The organism is Ruegeria sp. B32, from assembly GCF_025141855.1.
Taxonomy (GTDB): domain Bacteria; phylum Pseudomonadota; class Alphaproteobacteria; order Rhodobacterales; family Rhodobacteraceae; genus Ruegeria; species Ruegeria arenilitoris.
This window is the reverse complement of the sequence record NZ_CP081106.1, coordinates 2,809,807-2,827,870: the sequence shown is the minus strand read 5'-3', so window position 1 is coordinate 2,827,870 and position 18,064 is coordinate 2,809,807. Positions and strand designations below refer to the sequence as shown.

16 protein-coding genes are annotated in these 18,064 nt (G+C 62.6%); 9 read left to right on the top strand and 7 right to left on the bottom strand.

Going from position 1 to position 18,064, the window contains the following annotated elements; genetic code table 11:
• The first annotated feature begins 37 nt into the window (after window positions 1-37).
• Window positions 38-2,491, top strand: a complete 2,454-nt coding sequence (locus tag K3752_RS14320; RefSeq protein ID WP_260063594.1) for an FAD-dependent oxidoreductase — start codon at window positions 38-40, stop codon at window positions 2,489-2,491.
• A gap of 245 nt (window positions 2,492-2,736) precedes the next feature.
• Window positions 2,737-3,642 carry an EamA family transporter RarD gene (rarD, locus tag K3752_RS14315; protein WP_170360854.1) on the top strand — a complete coding sequence of 302 codons (906 nt, stop codon included), beginning with the start codon at window positions 2,737-2,739 and terminating at the stop codon, window positions 3,640-3,642.
• Here rarD and K3752_RS14310 read toward each other — a convergent pair.
• Both K3752_RS14310 and K3752_RS14305 read right to left on the bottom strand, forming a co-directional pair.
• Window positions 3,633-4,340, bottom strand: a complete 708-nt coding sequence (locus K3752_RS14310) for an SGNH/GDSL hydrolase family protein (protein ID WP_260063593.1) — start codon at window positions 4,338-4,340, stop codon at window positions 3,633-3,635. The genes rarD and K3752_RS14310 overlap by 10 nt on opposite strands.
• A 7-nt stretch (window positions 4,341-4,347) precedes the next feature.
• Window positions 4,348-4,758, bottom strand: a complete 411-nt coding sequence (locus K3752_RS14305; protein ID WP_170360856.1) for a nuclear transport factor 2 family protein — start codon at window positions 4,756-4,758, stop codon at window positions 4,348-4,350.
• Window positions 4,759-4,852: 94 nt separating this feature from the next.
• Here K3752_RS14305 and K3752_RS14300 point away from each other — a divergent pair, with 94 nt between their 5' ends.
• The 4 genes from K3752_RS14300 (at window position 4,853) to K3752_RS14285 (ending at window position 7,831) form a co-directional block, all read left to right on the top strand.
• Window positions 4,853-5,500, top strand: a complete 648-nt coding sequence (locus K3752_RS14300) for an RluA family pseudouridine synthase (protein ID WP_170451357.1) — start codon at window positions 4,853-4,855, stop codon at window positions 5,498-5,500.
• A 129-nt stretch (window positions 5,501-5,629) separates the two neighbouring features.
• Complete coding sequence (locus K3752_RS14295) at window positions 5,630-6,301, top strand: OmpA family protein (RefSeq protein WP_260063592.1); 672 nt, start codon at window positions 5,630-5,632, stop codon at window positions 6,299-6,301.
• Window positions 6,302-6,437: 136 nt separating this feature from the next.
• The gene (locus K3752_RS14290; protein WP_170439339.1) at window positions 6,438-6,980 is read left to right on the top strand and encodes an NADPH-dependent FMN reductase; all 543 of its coding nucleotides are present in this window, start codon (window positions 6,438-6,440) and stop codon (window positions 6,978-6,980) included.
• Between the two features lie 38 nt (window positions 6,981-7,018).
• The gene (locus K3752_RS14285) at window positions 7,019-7,831 is read left to right on the top strand and encodes a MaoC family dehydratase N-terminal domain-containing protein (protein WP_260063590.1); all 813 of its coding nucleotides are present in this window, start codon (window positions 7,019-7,021) and stop codon (window positions 7,829-7,831) included.
• Here the strand turns inward: K3752_RS14285 and K3752_RS14280 are convergent.
• Window positions 7,823-8,857 (bottom strand): FAD-binding oxidoreductase, encoded by a 1,035-nt coding sequence (locus tag K3752_RS14280; protein ID WP_260063589.1) that lies wholly within the window; start codon window positions 8,855-8,857, stop codon window positions 7,823-7,825. The two genes, K3752_RS14285 and K3752_RS14280, sit on opposite strands and share 9 nt — an antisense overlap.
• 55 nt (window positions 8,858-8,912) lie before the next feature.
• Here K3752_RS14280 and mnmD point away from each other — a divergent pair, with 55 nt between their 5' ends.
• Entirely contained in the window at window positions 8,913-9,578 is a 666-nt protein-coding gene (mnmD, locus tag K3752_RS14275; protein WP_260063588.1) for a tRNA (5-methylaminomethyl-2-thiouridine)(34)-methyltransferase MnmD, read from the top strand.
• Window positions 9,575-10,444: a DMT family transporter gene (locus K3752_RS14270; RefSeq protein WP_260063587.1), complete on the top strand. Its 870-nt coding sequence runs from the start codon at window positions 9,575-9,577 to the stop codon at window positions 10,442-10,444. Before mnmD ends, K3752_RS14270 begins: the two co-directional genes overlap by 4 nt.
• Here the strand turns inward: K3752_RS14270 and K3752_RS14265 are convergent.
• On the bottom strand, window positions 10,418-12,391 hold the full coding sequence (locus tag K3752_RS14265; protein ID WP_260063586.1) for a lytic transglycosylase domain-containing protein: 1,974 nt from the start codon (window positions 12,389-12,391) through the stop codon (window positions 10,418-10,420). The genes K3752_RS14270 and K3752_RS14265 overlap by 27 nt on opposite strands.
• A 133-nt stretch (window positions 12,392-12,524) precedes the next feature.
• Here K3752_RS14265 and dapA point away from each other — a divergent pair, with 133 nt between their 5' ends.
• Window positions 12,525-13,397, top strand: coding sequence for a 4-hydroxy-tetrahydrodipicolinate synthase (gene dapA / locus K3752_RS14260; protein ID WP_170360872.1), 873 nt, complete (start codon window positions 12,525-12,527; stop codon window positions 13,395-13,397).
• Window positions 13,398-13,471: 74 nt separating this feature from the next.
• On the opposite strand, the gene K3752_RS14255 is transcribed toward dapA, so the two are convergent.
• The 3 genes from K3752_RS14255 to K3752_RS14245 form a co-directional block, all read right to left on the bottom strand.
• Entirely contained in the window at window positions 13,472-14,344 is an 873-nt protein-coding gene (locus K3752_RS14255; RefSeq protein ID WP_260063585.1) for a DmsC/YnfH family molybdoenzyme membrane anchor subunit, read from the bottom strand.
• A gap of 1 nt (window position 14,345) precedes the next feature.
• Window positions 14,346-15,095, bottom strand: a complete 750-nt coding sequence (locus K3752_RS14250; RefSeq protein WP_260063584.1) for a 4Fe-4S dicluster domain-containing protein — start codon at window positions 15,093-15,095, stop codon at window positions 14,346-14,348.
• Between the two features lie 112 nt (window positions 15,096-15,207).
• The gene (locus K3752_RS14245) at window positions 15,208-18,027 is read right to left on the bottom strand and encodes a molybdopterin oxidoreductase family protein (RefSeq protein ID WP_260063583.1); all 2,820 of its coding nucleotides are present in this window, start codon (window positions 18,025-18,027) and stop codon (window positions 15,208-15,210) included.
• Window positions 18,028-18,064 lie beyond the last annotated feature (37 nt).

The following is an 18,064-nucleotide window of genomic DNA, read 5'->3' as shown; positions in this document are numbered from 1 at the left end:
GGCACTCTGACCCCGACTCGAGATTGGAGACTTCGGAATGGTTGATCTTCCCAGCAAGGCCCGCGTGGTGATCATCGGCGGCGGTGTGATCGGATGCTCGGTGGCCTATCACCTGACCAAGAAAGGCTGGAGCGACGTTGTTCTGCTGGAGCGCAAGCGGCTGACCAGTGGCACGACCTGGCACGCGGCTGGCCTGATCGCCCAACTGCGCGCCACCGCGAACATGACCAAGCTAGCGAAATACAGCCAGGAACTCTATGGAGCGCTCGAGGAAGAAACCGGTGTCGCCACCGGCTTCAAACGCTGCGGCTCGATCACCGTGGCGCTGACGGATGAGCGTAAGGAAGAGATCTACCGCCAGGCCGCCATGGCCCGCGCCTTCGGGGTCGAGGTCGAGGAGATTTCGAACGAACGCGTGGCCGAGCTTTATCCGCATCTGAATCTGGATGGGGTCAAGGGCGCCGTCTATCTGCCGCTGGACGGCCAGGGCGACCCGGCCAATATCGCGCTGGCGCTGGCCAAGGGTGCCCGTCAGCGCGGCGCCGTCGTCAAGGAACGGGTCAAGGTCACCGAGATCGCAAAGCAGGGCCGCAAAGTTACCGGCGTCGACTGGGTGGCGGATGATGGCAGCGCCTCGGGCCATATCGAGTGTGACATGGTGGTCAACTGCGCCGGCATGTGGGGGCATCAGGTGGGGCGCATGGCGGGCGTGAACGTTCCGCTGCATGCCTGCGAGCATTTCTACATCGTGACAGAGGGCATCGACGGCCTGACCCAGCTTCCGGTTCTGCGGGTGCCGGACGAATGCGCCTATTACAAGGAGGACGCCGGGAAAATCCTGCTGGGCGCCTTCGAGCCCAACGCCAAGCCCTGGGCGATGGACGGCATCCCCGACAGTTTCGAGTTCGACCAACTGCCCGAGGATTTCGACCATTTCGAACCGATCCTCGAGGCCGCCTGCAACCGCATGCCGATGCTGGCCGAGGCGGGCATCCATACCTTCTTCAACGGGCCGGAATCCTTCACTCCCGACGACGCCTATCACCTTGGCCTTGCGCCCGAGATGGACAATGTCTGGGTCGCCGCCGGGTTCAACTCGATCGGGATCCAGTCTGCGGGCGGCGCGGGAATGGCGCTGGCGGAATGGATGGACTCGGGTGAAAAACCCTTTGACCTGGGCGACGTGGACATCAGCCGGATGCACCCATTCCAGGGCAACAAGCGGTATCTATTCGAGCGGTCCAAGGAAACGCTGGGCCTGCTCTATGCCGACCACTACCCCTATCGGCAAAAGGCCACGGCGCGCGGCGTGCGCCGGACGCCGTTCCACCACTACCTCAAGGAACACGGCGCCGTCTTTGGCGAGCTGGCCGGCTGGGAGCGCGCGAACTGGTTTGCCAATGAGGGGCAGGAACGCGAATACCGCTACAGCTGGAAGCGCCAGAACTGGTTCGAGAACTCGGCCGCCGAACACCGCGCAGTGCGCGAGAACGTGGGCATGTATGACATGTCCTCGTTCGGAAAAATTCGGGTCGAAGGCCCCGATGCCCAGGCTTTCATGAACTATATCGGTGGCGGCGACTACGCGGTTCCAAACGGCAAAATCGTCTACACCCAATTCTTGAACCGGCATGGCGGGATCGAGGCAGACGTGACCGTGACCCGCCTTTCCGAGACCGCCTATCTGGTCGTGACCCCGGCGGCGACGCGACTGGCCGACCAGACGTGGATGATGCGTCATTCGGGCAATTTCAATGTGGTCATCACCGATGTCACGGCCGGCGAAGGCGTTCTGGCGGTGATGGGCCCCAACGCGCGGACCTTGCTTGAAAAAGTTTCGCCCAACGACTTCTCGAACACGGCAAACCCATTCGGCACCGCGCAGGAAATCGAGATCGGAATGGGCCTGGCACGCGTTCACCGCGTGACCTATGTGGGCGAACTTGGGTGGGAGGTCTACGTGTCGTCGGATATGGCCGGCCACGTTTTCGAAACGCTGCACGAGGCTGGGCAGGACATGGGCCTGAAGCTGTGCGGCATGCACATGATGGACAGCTGCCGGATCGAAAAGGGCTTCCGTCACTTCGGCCATGACATCACCTGCGAAGATCACGTTGTGGACGCCGGTCTCGGCTTTGCCGTCAAGGTGGACAAGGGATGTGATTTCATCGGCCGAGATGCGGTGATTGCCCGCAAGGACAGCGGCCCCCACAGCCGGCTGGTGCAATTCAAGCTGACTGACCCTGAACCGCTGCTGTTCCACAACGAACCGATTATCCGAGATGGCGAATATGTGGGCTACATCAGCTCAGGAAACTATGGCCACACTTTGGGTGGCGCGATCGGCATGGGTTATGTCCCCTGCAAGGGCGAAAGCGCGGCCGACGTGCTGTCCTCGACATACGAGATTGACGTCTGCGGAGTAAAGGTCCGCGCCGAGGCGTCGCTCAAACCCATGTACGATCCGAAATCCGAACGTGTGAAGGTCTGATGGCGGGTTGGGGGCGTTGCTCCTATGCAATTGCATAGCGCCGGATGGAGGTTCTTGACGAGGCCTCCATCTGGCCAAGACTTTACCGGAAAACCGAGCATAGCCGAACATGGTTCTGCCGGTCGCACACCGGACGATAGGGCCGCCGACCCATCACAATTCGTTATGAGCGTCTTCAAGCTTTTCTGAGTTTCAATGGCAAGGGACTTTGCCTAAAGACGGGGGGTATCAGCTGGAGACCATTCATGGCCGAGCGCCCGACCCAAGCCCAGAACACGGATTCGCCAAAAGGCCTTGCGCTGGCTGTTACGGCGTATGTCCTTTGGGGTTTTCTGCCGCTCTACATGAAGGCAATGGCGCATATCGGTCCCGTCGAAATCGTGGCGCATCGCATCATCTGGTCGGTGCCGGTGGCCGGGCTGTTGCTGGTCGCGCTGGGGCGAACCGGTGATCTGAAGGCGGCGCTGCGCGATCCGCGCATGTTGGGAATGGCATGCCTGACGGCGGCCCTGATTTCGGTGAACTGGGCTATCTACGTCTGGGCGATCGCCAGTGGCAACGCTCTGGACGCGGCGCTGGGGTATTATATCAACCCGCTGTTCAGCATAGCGCTGGGAGCGATCCTGCTACGCGAGTCCCTGACCCGAACACAGTTGATTGCCGTGGGGCTTGCCGCCTTGGGCGTTCTGGTTCTGGTGGTCGAGGCCGGCCGTCTGCCATGGGCGGCGCTGGGGTTGATGGTCAGCTGGGGATTTTACGCGTTCTTCAAGCGCTCGTTGCCCATCGGACCAAACCAGGGATTCCTGCTTGAGGTTCTGATTTTGCTGGTTCCCGCGCTGGCTTATGTGACCTGGTTGGGCGCGGAGGGTACCGGACATTTTGGAGGCGCCGCAACAGATACCATGCTGTTGGCCGGGGCAGGTATCGTGACCGCCGTTCCGCTTCTGGTCTATGCCAACGGGGCCAAGCTGGTGCGGCTTTCGACCATGGGTATCCTGCAGTACATCGCGCCGACCATGATATTCATCACGGCGATCACGCTGTTTGGTGAGCAGATCGACCGCGGGCGCATGATTGCCTTTCCGTTGATCTGGGCCGCACTGGTAGTCTATTCAGTGCCCATGATCCGTCAGGTGCGCGGTCAGACCTGATCGAGGATCATTCGCGCGGCCTGCTCTGCCCAAAGCCGATAGGCTTTGGGGCTTGGGTGATAGCCGTCCACAGCCGCCAGGGCCGGATCGTCGGGCAGGTGCAGCGCCAGATGCCGGGCCTTGGGGAAGCTCGCGATCACCTCTCTCAGCCCTTCGTCAAGGCGCGCGGATTGGCGTCCCAAAATCCATGCCAAGGGCTGTGGTAGCGCCGGGAACCGATCCATCTGCGGGACGCCCGTCACGATCACAGTCCGCACGCCCAGATCGACGGAAAGCAAGCGCATCAACTCGGCCTGTTGACGTTTGAACCGGTTGCAGGTCACGGCTCGGGTGACGTCGTTGACGCCCAAGGCCGTAACAGCCGCGTCAAACTGGCCTTCGATCCTGCGCAGGTCTTCGATCGCGTTACCGGTCGTGTGGCCGGTCGTTGCGACAAGGCGCCACTCAACGCTGAACTGGCGGCTGAGCAGTTTCACCAACTGGCCCGACAGCGCCTGTTCCTGAGTGCCCGCCCCAACACCTGCGGCGGAACTGTCGCCGGTGATCAGCAGGCGCAGTCTCGGCCCGCGGCCTTGCCGGCCCTCACGCGCACCAGCAGGTTCGGGCAGCTGCACGGCCCCTCGTCGCACCATCAGAGCCTGTACCGCCAGCACCGGCAGCAGCGCAACTCTCAGAAGCTGATCGGCGGCAATGGGCACGGGTGGCTCAGCTCAAAGCGTTCCGAAATTCCAGGAACCGGGGGTCTTTCATAACGCGCGCCATCATGGCCTCGCGCAGGGCGCCAACGGTCTTGTAGGGACGCATGGCGACTTCGAATGTCTGAATCAGCCCGTCATCGTTGAGCTTGATCAGGTCAACGCCAACAGCGTCCAGTTCACCCACCTTGCATTGAAACTCCAATGCCCAGTCTTTGCCATCGCCCATGATCCGGCGGTAGCGAAACTCGGAAAAAACCTGTCCAACATGACCCAATACCGCCGCCACCGGGGCGCGGCCTGTCCAGGTGCTGTAGTAGGTCGGCGGAAGGAACTGCACGTCTTCGGCCAGCAATTCATGGATCAGGCTCTCGTCGCCCTTGGCGACCACTTCCTGCATTCGTTCGATCGTCGGGTGCATGTCATCTCCTCTGCCTGGCGCGAGAGTTGCCGAGAAGCCTTCTCATCGCAAGGACGACGTTGCGAGAGGCGGCGCCCTGCGATAGGCAGCCCGCATGAGCGATACCTATGATCCCCCCAAAACGCCGCTGGACGTGCTGCACGAGGATGCGCAGGTGATCGTGGTGAACAAGCCGGCGGGCCTGCTGTCGGTGCCTGGCCGGGGAGAGCACCTGGCCGATTGTCTGCTGGCCCGTGTGCAGGCCGCATTCCCGCAGGCCTTGCTGGTCCACCGGTTGGACCGCGACACCTCAGGCGTCATGATCTTTGCCCAGACCCCGCACGCCCAACGATATCTGGGACAGCAATTCGAAAACCGGCAGACACGAAAAACCTACGTCGCCCGTGTGTGGGGCCGGGTGGAACCAAAGACCGGCACGGTAGACTTGCCGTTGATCGTGGATTGGCCCAACAGGCCGCGCCAGATGGTGTGCCACGAAACCGGAAAGCCGGCAGTCACGGATTGGCGGGTCGTCCGGTACGACGGGGACACCACCCGCGTTCGCCTATTTCCAAAAACCGGTCGCTCGCACCAGTTGCGGGTCCATATGCAGGCACTGGGCCATCCGATCCTGGGCGACCCGTTCTATGCCGAAGGACCAGCGCGCGATTTCGCCAGGCTGATGCTTCATTCCGAGGAATTGCGCGTCAAACACCCCGAGGATGGCATATCGATGAAATTTCGCGCTCTGCCGGATTTCTGAGCGCCTTGAGGGCGGCGGGTATTCGCCGATCTCACGTTTTTGTCGCTTGAGCCTGTTTGTGTCAGGCGTGCTATAATCACGTCAAACACGTAACCCGGAAAAACGGGTGCAGGAGCAGAAGGTGAACCCATGAAAATTTCCAAATTCTTGCTGCCGGTCGGGCTGAGCGCCGCATTTGTGCTGGGGGCCTGTACCGACCCCGGTACATTGCGGGTTCAGGACGACCCGAACCAGAGCGCCAAGCAGGGAGCGTTGCTGGGCGGTCTGATTGGCGCCGGTGTTGGCGCCATCGCCAATGACTCGAACCCTGGGCTGGGTGCCGTTGCCGGTGCGGCCATTGGTGCTGCCGGTGGCGGATTGATCGGCAACCAGTTGGACCGGCAGGCAGCCGAACTGCGTCAGCAACTGGCCAATGACGGTATCACGATCGTCAACGCCGGAGACCGGCTGATCGTCACGGTTCCAAATGACATCACCTTCGACACCGACAGCGCCACGGTCCGACCTGCGCTGAGGGCGGATCTGGTCCGCGTGGGGCAAAACCTGGTGAACTATCCCAACTCGAACGTACAGATCATCGGGCACACCGACAGTGATGGTGAAGCCGGTTACAATCAGATCCTGTCCGAACGCCGCGCCAATGCGGTGGCGGATGTCCTGCAGGCCAATGGCGTCAGCTATGCGCGCATCGCCACGATCGGTCGTGGTGAAAACCAACCGATCGCCTCGAACCTGACGCCTGAGGGCAAGGCGCAGAACCGCCGGGTCGAGATCGTGATCGTGCCCAGCGGCAACGCCTGAGCCGATCAACTGCCAACCGCCGGGGCCGCCGCAAGCGGCCCCTTTCTTTTTTGCACATTGACTGCGCGTCAGGCGGGCTATGGTTTGCAGTCGGGATGACTAAACTGCAGCCGAAACACATGACGGAGATATCCTGATGTCCGAACCGATCCTTCTGGGCCTGTCCGGCTCGTTGCGGCAGAACGCCACCAATCGACGCCTGATCCGTGAAGCGGCGCGCCTGTTCGGCGCGGGAACGTTCATCGAAGCTGATCTGAACCTGCCACTCTATGATGGAGATGCAGAGGAGGCCGACGGGATCCCGGCCGAAGTTCAGATCCTGGCGGACCAGATCGCCGGTGCCCATGCGGTGGTCATTTCCACTCCGGAATACAACAAGGGGCCGTCAGGCGTTCTGAAAAACGCGCTGGACTGGGTCAGCCGAACCAAGGGCAATCCCTGGGCCGACAAACCGGTTGCGGTGATGTCCGCGGCGGCGGGCCGGGCCGGAGGCGAACGGGCGCAGATGATCCTGCGGTCTTTCATGGTGCCGTTTCAGCCGCGGATCCTTCAGGGCCCCGAATTTCATCTGGCCGACAGCTCAAACGAGTTCGACGATGCAGGTCGGTTGCGCAGCGACCGGTACGAACGGACGCTTGGCCAGTTGATGGAGAAGCTGCGGGCCGAAGCAGGTTTCTGAGCCTTGTCGGGCTGGCCGAGCCTGCTTAGGGTGCGGCCATGACGGATCAAGTTTCCTCGGAAATTCAGCACGACGTGATGGACCCTGCCCGGGCGGCGGCGTTTCAGGTGGCGTTGGGGCAGGCACCTTCGATCGGGATGGGCACGTCGCTGCCGCCGTTCTTTCACCAGCTGTATTTCTGGTCACCGCGCCCGCCCGAGGGCTTGGGGCGTGACGGCCATCCCGCGGTGGGCGGAGGGCTGGTCCCCGATCTCGGTCTTCCGCGTCGGATGTGGGCCGGTGGGCGACTGCGGTTCGCCGCTCCGCTGATCGCTGGCACACCAGCCGAACGCCGCTCGACCTTGAGTAATGTGAGCACCAAGACCGGACGGACTGGGCCATTGGGGTTTGTGACCCTCAAGCACGAAATCTGGCAGGACGACACGCTGTGCCTGACCGAATGGCAAGACCTTGTCTATCGCGAGGACCCCTCGGCCGATGCACCGAAACCAGAGGCCCCGGTTGCCCGGACGGACGAAACAGACCTGCGCCAGGTCGAGTTCGACACCACGCTGCTGTTTCGGTACTCGGCGCTGACTTTCAATGGCCACCGCATCCACTATGACCTTGACTATGCCCGCGATGTCGAAGGCTATGCCGGACTGGTGGTCCATGGACCGCTTCTGGCGCAGCATCTGATGCTGCTCGCCACCGATCTCATGGGGTCGCTGGCCGAGTTTTCCTTTCGCGCGTCCTCTTCGCTGATGCATTTCGAGCCTGCCACGCTGTGCCGAAACGGGAACGATTTATGGGTCCGCGGTCCGGACGGGCGGCAGTGCATGCAGGCCGTGGCCCTTCCACGGTCACAGTGACGCCTCGGGGCGGAAGCCTTCGGGTATCGAATCCTTTCCGTCCAGCACCAGGTCTGCCATGACCGCGGCCACCTTGGGGGCCATGCCGAACCCGATTTTGAAGCCGCCATTGGCAATGAACTGACCCTTGTGCAGCGGGTGTGCGCCCAGCATCGGCGCTCGGCTCTTGCTGCGGGGGCGGACTCCGGCCCAACGCTCGATCACTTCCGCGCCGTGTAGAACAGGAACCGCCTGTAACGCGCGCTGGATCACATCATCGAGGGCAGCATCGGTGCCGGTCGGGTCGTCATAGTCCCGCTCGGATGTCGAGCCGATGGCCAGTGTCCCGTCGGCGTGGGGCACGAAATGGATCGAATCCGCGAACAGTTGCGGCACCTGGCCCGCGTCGAACCGCAGCAGTGCCGCCTGTCCCTTGACCCCGTTTCCGACCGCCTTGCCGAAAGCATCGGACAGCTCCAACAGGCCGGACACCCCGGTCGCATGAATGACTGCCCCGGTGTCCGGGGCGTCGGGCACGACCTCAACCCCCATCACGGCCAGCGCGGCGACCAGCGCAGCGCAGGCCCGGCGTGGATGCATGCGTGCACTCAACGTATCGCGGATGATGAAACCCGTTGCGCTGGGCGGGCACCATGATCCGACCGAGCGCGCCTCGACCACGGCCCATTCAGCCCGGCCCTGCCACAGGTCGCGGGCCGAGGTCGCACGCTGATGTGCAAGGTCGAGGCTCTTTTGGTCGTTGATGGGCTGGATCCTCCCCAGACGCGCATAGCCGGGCGAAACGCCGCCGGTGGCTTCAACCTGCCGCCAGAACGGTTCGGCCATCAGCAGGCTTTCGAATTGGAATGCTTTCTTGTCGTTCCAGTTTTCCGGAACGTGCGGGGCAAGCGCGCCCACCAGCCCGCCGCTGGACCCTGAACCCGCGCCGTAGGGATCGACGACCCGGACCCTGGCGCCACGTCGCGCACAGGTCCAGGCGATGGACAGGCCGAATATCCCAGCCCCGCGGATCGTCACATCGACCATTGCCAATCCCCTTTTCCTTGTTCAGTGTCGCGCCGCTTAGCTACAGGAATTCCCGATGGCAGACCAGCGCGCCAAATTGTCGTGGAGGGATGAGACAGTCCCTGTTTCTGATCGTTTCGACGACCCCTATTTCAGCCTTCAGAACGGGCTGGAGGAGACCCGTCATGTCTTTTTGCAGGGCAACGATCTGCCCGCGCGCTTTGCCCCCGGCTTTCACATCGCCGAGCTGGGATTCGGAACCGGACTGAACATGCTGACCGCTTGGTCGGAATGGGAGAAGTCCGGACAATCGGGTCCGCTGACGTTCACCAGTTTCGAAGCCTTTCCAATGGCCCCTGCCGACATGAAACGCGCGCTTGCGGCCTTTCCCGAGCTGGCGCCTTGGGCCGACCGGTTCCTTGACCGATGGCAGGGTGGCGGCTGTGATTTGGACACGCTGCGTCTGACCGTGATCGAAGGTGATGCCCGCCAGACCCTGCCCCTTTGGGACGGGCTCGCCGATGCCTGGTTCCTGGATGGGTTCTCGCCCGCCAAGAACCCTGAGCTGTGGCAGCCGGAATTGATGCGGCAAGTGGCGGCCCATACCGCGCCCGAAGGGACGGCTGCCACCTATACTGCAGCCGGGTTCGTGCGGCGTGGGTTGCAGGATGCCGGGTTTTCGGTATCCCGCGCGCCGGGATACGGCCGCAAACGGCACATGACGCGGGCGACCAAGGCATGACCCAGACAAACAACGTGCGGGCGGGTATTGCGCTGATGATCGCGGCCACGATCGTGTTTGCGCTGCAGGACGGCATCTCGCGTCATCTGGCTGGCACGTACAACACCTACATGGTGGTCATGCTGCGATACTGGTTCTTTGCGGCCTTCGTGATTGCCTTGGCGGCACGTGCACCCGGCGGTCTGGCGGCCGCGGCCCGGACCAGGCAACCGGGCCTGCAGATCCTGCGCGGCCTGCTGCTTGCCGGCGAGATCTGCGTCGCCGTCTACGGCTTTACCATTCTCGGACTGATCGAGAGCCAGGCGGTGTTCATCTGTTATCCTCTTCTGGTCGCCGCGCTCAGCGGGCCGGTGCTGGGCGAGAAGGTCGGCTGGCGGCGCTGGTCGGCCATCGGGGTCGGATGCGTTGGTGTGCTGATCATTCTGCAGCCCGGCATGGGCGTCTTCAATCCGTGGGCAGTGATCCCCCTGATCTCGGCGCTGATGTTTGCGTTCTACGGTCTGCTGACCCGCTATGCCGCGCGTCAGGACAGCACCGCAACCAGCTTCTTCTGGACCGGGATCGTCGGTGCATTGGTCATGACCTGCATCGGCCTGTGGTTCTGGGAGCCGATGATGCCGCGGGATTGGTTCTGGATGGGGCTGCTGTGCATTACCGGCGTTCTGGGGCATTGGCTGCTGATCAAGTGCTACGAGATGGCAGAGGCCAGCGCCGTACAGCCCTTTGCCTATTTCCACCTGATGTGGAGCGCAATCCTGGGCATCACGATCTTTGACGAGACCCTGCGCCCCGCGGTGGCCGCCGGGGCGGGGCTGGTGGTAGCGGCGGGTTTGTTCACCCTATGGCGCGAACGCAGACAGGGTTGATCCGACCAACTCCTGCGAGAAGGGGATCGGCAGCGCGGGTTTGCCCAGCCTTGCGCGGTAGACAGGCAGGCTCTCGGTCACCCGCATCACATAGTTGCGGGTCTCGTTGAAGGGGATCGTCTCGATCCAGTCGACGATATCCACCGCGCCGGTGCGCGGGTCGCCGTAGCGGTCCATCCATGATTTCGGGCGATTGGGGCCGGCATTGTAACCTGCGGCCATCATCACGACGTTGCCGTTGAATTCGGCAGCCAGCCCGGCCAGATAGTTTGCCCCCAGTTTGGCGTTGTAGCGCCAATCCGAGGTCAAACGTCCCGTCTGATGGCCGCTGAGAATGCCCAGCTCCTGCGCGACCAGCTTGGCGGTCGCAGGCATCACCTGCATCAGGCCGCGCGCCCCGGCACCGCTGATCACGACCGGGTCGAATTCGCTTTCGCGGCGGGCGATGGCCAGGGTCATTTCCTTGGCCATTGGCAATCCGATATCCGCAACGGGATGCACCGGGTAATACGCCGCGGGCAATACGACTCCATTCGTCGCGGCCCGTTTGGCGATCATCACCGCCAGATGCGGCTCCTTCAACTCGACCGCCAGATCACCCAGCTGGCCGGCCTGCACCGGATCCAGGCTTTCGACCAGGTGCGTCAGGAACCGTTCGCCCAATTCCGGCTCGCCAGCTCGTATCAGCAGCAGACCCGCCTCAAGCACACTGGACTTGGCGAACTCGGCTTGTTTCCAATGGGGCGCCCGGCGCGGGTTGGCCAGGTCGCTGTCAAATGGCCGTCCGATCTGTTCTGCAGCCAACAGGCCATAGAACGAGGTTTGGTAGTCGGCGCCGATTGCATAAGCCTCGTAGGCTTTCTCGGCGTTTCCGGTTGCGGCGTAGGCCCGGCCCAACCAATACCCGCCCCGACCCATCGAGATCGGAGACTTCACAGCCCCCAGAAAGTTCTGGAAATGCCGAACGGCTGTGGCCGGGTCGTTCAGCTTGCGCAACGCCAGGAAACCCGACAGCCACTCGAGGTCGGCATAACCATACCCCATCTCGGGTGTCATGTGGTGATTGGCGGCGATGGCATAGGCCCGGTTCGCATCACCCTGACGCATTTCCAGCCGAGCCAGCCTGCGTCGCCCTTCGGCCCACTTGTCGGGTTCGCCTAGCGCCTGCGGGCTGGTCGAGCGCGCCAGCATCAGGTCAATGGCGCTGTCGTCCAGCTCTTTGCGGTCCCGCCATACGAACCGGTCAAAGGCCAGCCCCGGATCATCGGCAAGCGCCTTCGGAACGGCGGCAACCTTGCCATCCACGCCGGGTTGGCGCTTTTGCAGGGCGATCCGCGCTTCGGCCAGTTTGCCGTAGTCTTCGCTGACCAGCGGCAGCATCTGGGCCGAGCTGATCAGATGGCCATCCCACAGCATCCGGTCCAGACGAGCCTCGTGATGCGGTTTCAGCAATGACCCGAAGTTCTGAACGTAGTCCTGCTGCAGGCCCGAACCCATCGGCATCGTCCGCCAGGCAGTGACGATATCCGCCTCGGCCTCACCGGTCCGGCCTTTGGCCTTCAGTGCCACGGCATAGTTCAGAGCTCCTTCGGCGGTCTGTGGTGGGTTGTCCTTGTAGAACTTCAGCACCCGGTCCGGGTCCGCGCCGGTAAATGACGGCTCGCTTTTGCGGCGCAGCCAGGCAAGGCCCGGCCAATCGGGCCGCCGGTCCAGAAAGACCAGAACATCGCCCGAGCTGCCGAACCCTTGGCGCAGCCAGTGCCACACGATGATGTCGCGCGCGACCGAGCCGCGGGTGCCGGCCACGCGCAAGGCGGCGTTCCAGTCGCCTTTGCGCATTTCGGACATTGCGGCCCGAAGATCGGATACCGCATCGGCCCGCACGCCCTGAGTTTGAAGCGTCAAAGCTAGAATCATCGTCGCGATCAGCGACAGAATCCGTGTCATCCCTTGCATTTCCCGACCAACCGAGGATACAGCCATTCAGGATAAACCTTGCGCCGCCGGGATCAACTCAAGAAACCTAAATTCGTGTCGGCCCGCGACGCACATCACACGATTGAACCTCAAGGAGCGTTCCATGTTCAAAGGCTCGATGCCAGCTCTCGTCACCCCGTTCCGCAACGGCGAGTTGGACTTGGATACGCTCAAACAATTGGTGGAATGGCAGATTGCCGAAGGGTCGACCGGTCTGGTGCCCGTCGGCACGACCGGCGAGAGCCCGACGCTGAGCCACGAGGAACACGAAACCGTAGTGGCCGAGGTGGTCAAGGCCGCCGCGGGGCGCGTTCCGGTAATTGCCGGGGCCGGGTCGAACAACACGGTCGAAGCCATCCGGTTCGTGCGATTCGCACAGAAAGTGGGTGCGGATGCGGCATTGGTCGTCACGCCCTACTACAACAAGCCGACTCAGAAAGGCCTGTTGTCCCATTTTCGGGCGCTGCATGACTGTGCGGATATCCCGATCATCATCTACAACATTCCGGGCCGCTCGGTCATCGACATGAACCCGGACACTATGGGTGCGCTGGCGCAGCTGCCTCGGATCATCGGTGTCAAGGACGCCACGGGCGATCTTGCCCGCGTCAGCCAGCAGCGCGCTGCCTGCGGCAAAGACTTCTGCCAGCTTTCGGGTGAGGACGCGACGGCCCTGGGTTTCAATGCTCATGGTGGCGTTGGCTGTATCTCGGTCACCGCAAACGTGGCCCCGAAGCTGTGTGCCGAGTTCCAGCAGGCGACCCTGTCGGGCGACTATGCGACGGCGCTGGAGTATCAGGATCGGTTGATGCCGCTGCACGAAGCCATATTCATCGAACCGGGCCTGGTGGGTGCGAAATACGCGCTCAGCAAACTGGGACGCTGCACCGAAGAAGTGCGGTCGCCGCTGACGACGCTGGAAGACAGCACAAAGGCCGCGATTGACGCCGCGATGGAGCATGCGGGCCTGATTTGATCAGGCGTGTTCCAAAAGAAAAAGGGCGGTGTCCGGGAGCCCCGGCACCGCCCTTTGCTTGCCTGCAGAGCGACTTAGCGCTTGCCGTAGTACAGCCCGACCACATGTTCGGCCTGGGCAAAGAAAAGCCAGCGCGAAGTTGCGATACCCGCCATATGAGACAGCACCGCCAGCGCTCCGACCAGGTGGTTGAACGGCAGGATCAACAGACCGACGGGAACCACGAAGGCCAAGGCAAAGGAAATGGCCCGCAGCTTGTCTGCGTGTTTGCGTCCGACAACGTGAACGAATTCGCGCAGCAGATAGTTGGTTCCTGTATGCGGCGGTTCAAACGCGCGGACAGAACCCCGGTCGCCAAGACCAGTTGCCGTACCAAGGTTGGTTCCCGAGTTGGCCAAGGCCTGATCGCCCGAACGCCAGTACAGAATTTGAACCAGCGCGGCGATCAACAGCAGCGGGATCGCAAATGCGGTCTGCCCCGCCAAAAGCGCGCCGCCGGCCACGCTGAAGCTCAGAAACATCACGGGCGTCAGTGTCAGGTTCCACCGCGGGATCGTCTTGAGTTGCGTGTAGATCATCGAGGTCGTGAATACGGTCGCCAATGAGAGCAGCGAACCGATCAGACCCAGACCGGACCAGCGCTGGTCCAGAAAGATCACGCCGATCGCATAGAGCCCCATGACCAACAGGGCCAGAACTGCGGACCAGCCCTCGCGGCTGAGCCAGCTTGTCTTCCATTGGGTGAACGCTTTGAGCGCGCGCTCGGGGTGGCCGAGGTGAAAGGTCGAGGCCATGAGCCCACCCACGGACAGCGCATAGGCGATGGCGAAGAACACGAAGGCCACCCAGCCCGAGACATTCGGAAAGCCGAGGCCCAGGAAAAACAGCAAGCCGAAGCCCAGCCCCGACAGAGTGGTGAACAGGATGACGGAAGGTGCGGGATGCATGTCAGAGCTTCTCCAATGCCTTGTCCAGCCAGCCAAGGAAGCCCTTCGGCTCGTCGGCGACCGGCGCCAGCAGGGGCGCCAGGATGTCGATCTGGTCCTCGACCGTATCCTTGGGGCGGGGTGGCAGGTATTTGTTGACCGGTTTGGTACCCATTTCGGGCATCAGATCCATTCCGCCGCGCTCGGCCACCAATTGGCTGACCTCGCTGTCGGGGTCGCCCAGGTCACCGAAATGGCGGGCGCCCGCAGGGCAGGTCCGCACGCAGGCGGGAACGCGGTCTTCCTCGGGCAGGTTGTCGTTGTAGATGCGATCGACGCACAGGGTGCATTTCTTCATGACGCCCTCTGCTGCGTCCAGTTCGCGCGCGCCATAGGGGCAGGCCCAGGCGCAGAGGCCGCAGCCGATGCAGTCGCTTTCGTTGACCAGCACGATCCCGTCCTCGACCCGCTTGTAACTGGCGCCGGTGGGGCAGACGGTGACGCAGGGCGCATCCTCGCAATGCAGGCAGGATTTCGGGAAATGGATCAGCTGGGCGGCACCTTCGATCGGCTGCACCTCGTAGGAGTGCACCCGGTTCAGGAATGTGCCCGAGGGGTCCGCGCCATAGGCGTCCTGATCGGACAGGGGGGCACCGTAGTTCTCGGTGTTCCAGCCCTTGCAGGAGATCACGCAGGCATGACAGCCGACGCAGGTATCCAGGTCAATGACCAGGCCCATTTTTCGCTCGGTGGATTGGGGAAGTTGGGTCATGGCGTCTGCTCTTTGTCGAGGGCCGGGGCCGAAAGGGGGGCAGCCCCCTCCTGAACCGCTCGGCTCAATTCATCCCCGGAGAATTGCGGGCCAAATGGAGTGTGGCGCAGGGTCATTTGCCAACCTTCCATGCGAGATCCTTGGGGCCGGTACCGACCGGAGAGTTGATTGGCGGGAATTCCGGTTGGCTTTGGGTGTCTGCCGGTGCTTCGGCTTTTTCGATCTTGACCTTGAGGTCAAACCACGCGGCCTGTCCCGTGATCGGGTCGGAATTGGCCCAGCGCAGACCGTCGCCCTTGGGCGGCAGCAATTCGTGGATCAGGTGGTTGAGCAGGAAGCCCTTGGTTGCCTCGGGTGCGTCGGGCTGCAGCGCCCATGCCCCTTTGCGTTTGCCGATGGCGTTCCATGTCCAGACGGTGTTGTCGTTCAACGCCGCCATTTCCATCACCGGCACGGTGATTTCTCCGTGCGGAGAACTGACTTTGGCCCAGTCCCCGTCCTTCAGTCCGTGTTCGCACATCAGCTTGGTGGGAACATACAGCGGGTTGCGCCCGTGCAGTTGCCGCAACCAGGCATTCTGGGTGCCCCAGCTGTGATACATCGCCATGGGGCGCTGGGTCAGGGCGTTTACGGTAAAGCCTTCGTTTCCGGTCTGGTCGGTCTCGTACCAGATCGGAAGCGGGTCCATGGTTTCCGTGATGCGGCCGCGCAGGTGGTCGGGGGGCTGGCGGTCACCATGGCCTTCGGCGGCCAGCTGGAACTTGCGCATCGGTTCGGAATAGAGCTGGAACAGGTAGGGTTGCGGGCTGTCATACAGGCCCATTCCCACTGCCCAGTCCTGATAGGCGGCGTTCCAGGGTTTGTAGAACAGGGCCTCGTCCGGGATGTGTTCCAGGTAGAAGCCGCCATTCTCGATATAGCGGTCCAGTTGGTTCGGGTTCACGTCGCCTCGACCCACCTGCGAGCCATCTGCGCCGCGGAATCCAGCCAGTGGGCCGATGCCTGGCTTGCGCTGATGGTTGACCATGTAGTCGGCATAGTCCGTGTATTTGGCCGAGCCGTCCTCATCGGTGAAACCCGGCAGACCCAGCTTGTTGGCCAGCTGGATCAGCACCGTCTGAAATCCGCGCACGTCGCGATCGGGTTCGATCACCGGCCAGCGGATCGCATCTGCGGCACCGTCGGCCTCGCAGATCGGGCGGTCGAGGAGCGAGATGCAGTCATGCCGCTCCAGATAGGTGGTGTCGGGCAGGATCAGGTCGGCATAGGCCACCATTTCCGAGGAATAGGCATCGGAGTAGATGATCCGCGGAATCACGTAGTCTCCGTTGTCATCCTTGTCCGTCAGCATCTCGATCACGCCCTTAGTGTTCATGGTCGAGTTCCAGGACATGTTGGCCATGTACATGAACAGCGTGTCGATCTTGTAGGGATCGCCCGCGTGAGCGTTCGAGATCACCATGTGCATCAGCCCGTGGCTGGACATCGGGTTTTCCCAGGTAAAGGCCTTGTCGATGCGCGCCGGGCTGCCATCGGCCTTCAGGGCCAGATCTTCGGGGCCGCGCACGAAACCCAGATGCGGGCCGTCCAGGGGCGAGTTTGGCGTGACCTTGCAATGGGGGGTCGGGTGCGCTTCGACCGGCTTCGGATAGGGCGGCTTGAAGCGGAACCCACCCGGGACTTCGACCGTGCCAAGCAGGATCTGCAGCACGTGCAGCGCGCGGCAGGTCTGGAATCCGTTGGCATGGGCCGAAACGCCGCGCATCGCGTGCATGGCCACCGGCCGGCCGATCATCTTGCTGTGCTTTTCGCCCCGGAAGTCAGTCCATTCCTGGTCCAGCTCGAAGGCCTCGTCAAAGGCGACGCGCGCCAGTTCACCGGCGATGGCGCGGATCCGGCTGGCGGGTATGCCGCATTCTTCGGCCACCGCTTCGGGGGCGTATTCGTCGCTGAGGTATTTTTCCGCCATCAGGTGAAAGACCGGCCGGTGGGTGATGCCGTCCATTTCATAGGTGGCGGTCAGGTCCGGCCGGACGCCCGGTTTGTCGAAGGCCGTCGGTTGCCCCGTGACCCGGTCAATCACCAACGGCTTGCCGTCCGCGTCCCGCAAAAACAGGCCCTTTTCAGGACCTTCGGCGGCATTCATCAGGACAGGGGCGTTGGTATAGCGGCTCAGGTAATCCAGGTCGATCCTGCCGGCTTTCATCAACACATGGATCAGCGACAGGATGAACAGCCCGTCGGTCCCGGGCGTGATGCCGACCCAGTCATCGGCCACTGCGTTGTAGCCGGTGCGGATCGGGTTCACCCCGATCACGCGGGCACCGCGCGCCTTGATCTTGCCGATACCCATCTTGATCGGGTTGCTGTCATGGTCTTCTGCCACGCCGAACAGCATGAACAGCTTGGTGCGGTCCCAATCGGGCTGGCCGAATTCCCAGAACGCGCCGCCCATCGTGTAGATGCCGCCGGCCGCCATGTTGACCGAGCAGAAACCGCCATGGGCCGCATAGTTGCAGGTGCCGAAATTCTGGGCCCAGAAGCTGGTAAAGGATTGCGACTGGTCGCGGCCGGTGAAAAAGGCGAGCTTCTCGGGGTTGTCCTCGCGCAGCGGTTTGAGCCAGCCGACGGCGATGTCCAACGCTTCGTCCCAGCTTATTTCCTCGAACTCACCCGACCCGCGCGGACCCACCCGCTTGAGCGGAGCGCGCAGGCGTGAAGGGGCGTTGACCTGCATGATGCCCGCGCTGCCTTTGGCGCACAGAACCCCCTTGTTCACCGGGTGGTCACGGTTGCCCTCGATGTAAGCGACCTTGCCATCCTTCATGTGGACGTTGATCCCGCATCGGCAGGCACACATGTAGCAGGTTGTCTTGCGAACCTCGTCCGAGACCTTGGGAGACGTGTCGAGGATTGGCTGCTGATGGGTCATTTGCGGATCCAGTCGTTTGCGTCGGGACGAACTTGTC

What these genes read in the sequence shown, in the direction of transcription:
- K3752_RS14300 (WP_170451357.1), top strand. Translation starts at nt 4,853, where the DNA reads ATGAGCGATACCTATGATCCCCCCAAAACGCCGCTGGACGTGCTGCAC.
- K3752_RS14270 (WP_260063587.1), top strand. Translation starts at nt 9,575, where the DNA reads ATGACCCAGACAAACAACGTGCGGGCGGGTATTGCGCTGATGATCGCG.
- K3752_RS14280 (WP_260063589.1), bottom strand. Translation starts at nt 8,857, where the DNA reads ATGGTCGATGTGACGATCCGCGGGGCTGGGATATTCGGCCTGTCCATC.
- K3752_RS14285 (WP_260063590.1), top strand. Translation starts at nt 7,019, where the DNA reads ATGACGGATCAAGTTTCCTCGGAAATTCAGCACGACGTGATGGACCCT.
- K3752_RS14255 (WP_260063585.1), bottom strand. Translation starts at nt 14,344, where the DNA reads ATGCATCCCGCACCTTCCGTCATCCTGTTCACCACTCTGTCGGGGCTG.
- K3752_RS14265 (WP_260063586.1), bottom strand. Translation starts at nt 12,391, where the DNA reads ATGACACGGATTCTGTCGCTGATCGCGACGATGATTCTAGCTTTGACG.
- K3752_RS14295 (WP_260063592.1), top strand. Translation starts at nt 5,630, where the DNA reads ATGAAAATTTCCAAATTCTTGCTGCCGGTCGGGCTGAGCGCCGCATTT.
- mnmD (WP_260063588.1), top strand. Translation starts at nt 8,913, where the DNA reads ATGGCAGACCAGCGCGCCAAATTGTCGTGGAGGGATGAGACAGTCCCT.
- K3752_RS14320 (WP_260063594.1), top strand. Translation starts at nt 38, where the DNA reads ATGGTTGATCTTCCCAGCAAGGCCCGCGTGGTGATCATCGGCGGCGGT.
- dapA (WP_170360872.1), top strand. Translation starts at nt 12,525, where the DNA reads ATGTTCAAAGGCTCGATGCCAGCTCTCGTCACCCCGTTCCGCAACGGC.
- K3752_RS14305 (WP_170360856.1), bottom strand. Translation starts at nt 4,758, where the DNA reads ATGCACCCGACGATCGAACGAATGCAGGAAGTGGTCGCCAAGGGCGAC.
- K3752_RS14245 (WP_260063583.1), bottom strand. Translation starts at nt 18,027, where the DNA reads ATGACCCATCAGCAGCCAATCCTCGACACGTCTCCCAAGGTCTCGGAC.
- K3752_RS14250 (WP_260063584.1), bottom strand. Translation starts at nt 15,095, where the DNA reads ATGACCCAACTTCCCCAATCCACCGAGCGAAAAATGGGCCTGGTCATT.
- K3752_RS14290 (WP_170439339.1), top strand. Translation starts at nt 6,438, where the DNA reads ATGTCCGAACCGATCCTTCTGGGCCTGTCCGGCTCGTTGCGGCAGAAC.
- rarD (WP_170360854.1), top strand. Translation starts at nt 2,737, where the DNA reads ATGGCCGAGCGCCCGACCCAAGCCCAGAACACGGATTCGCCAAAAGGC.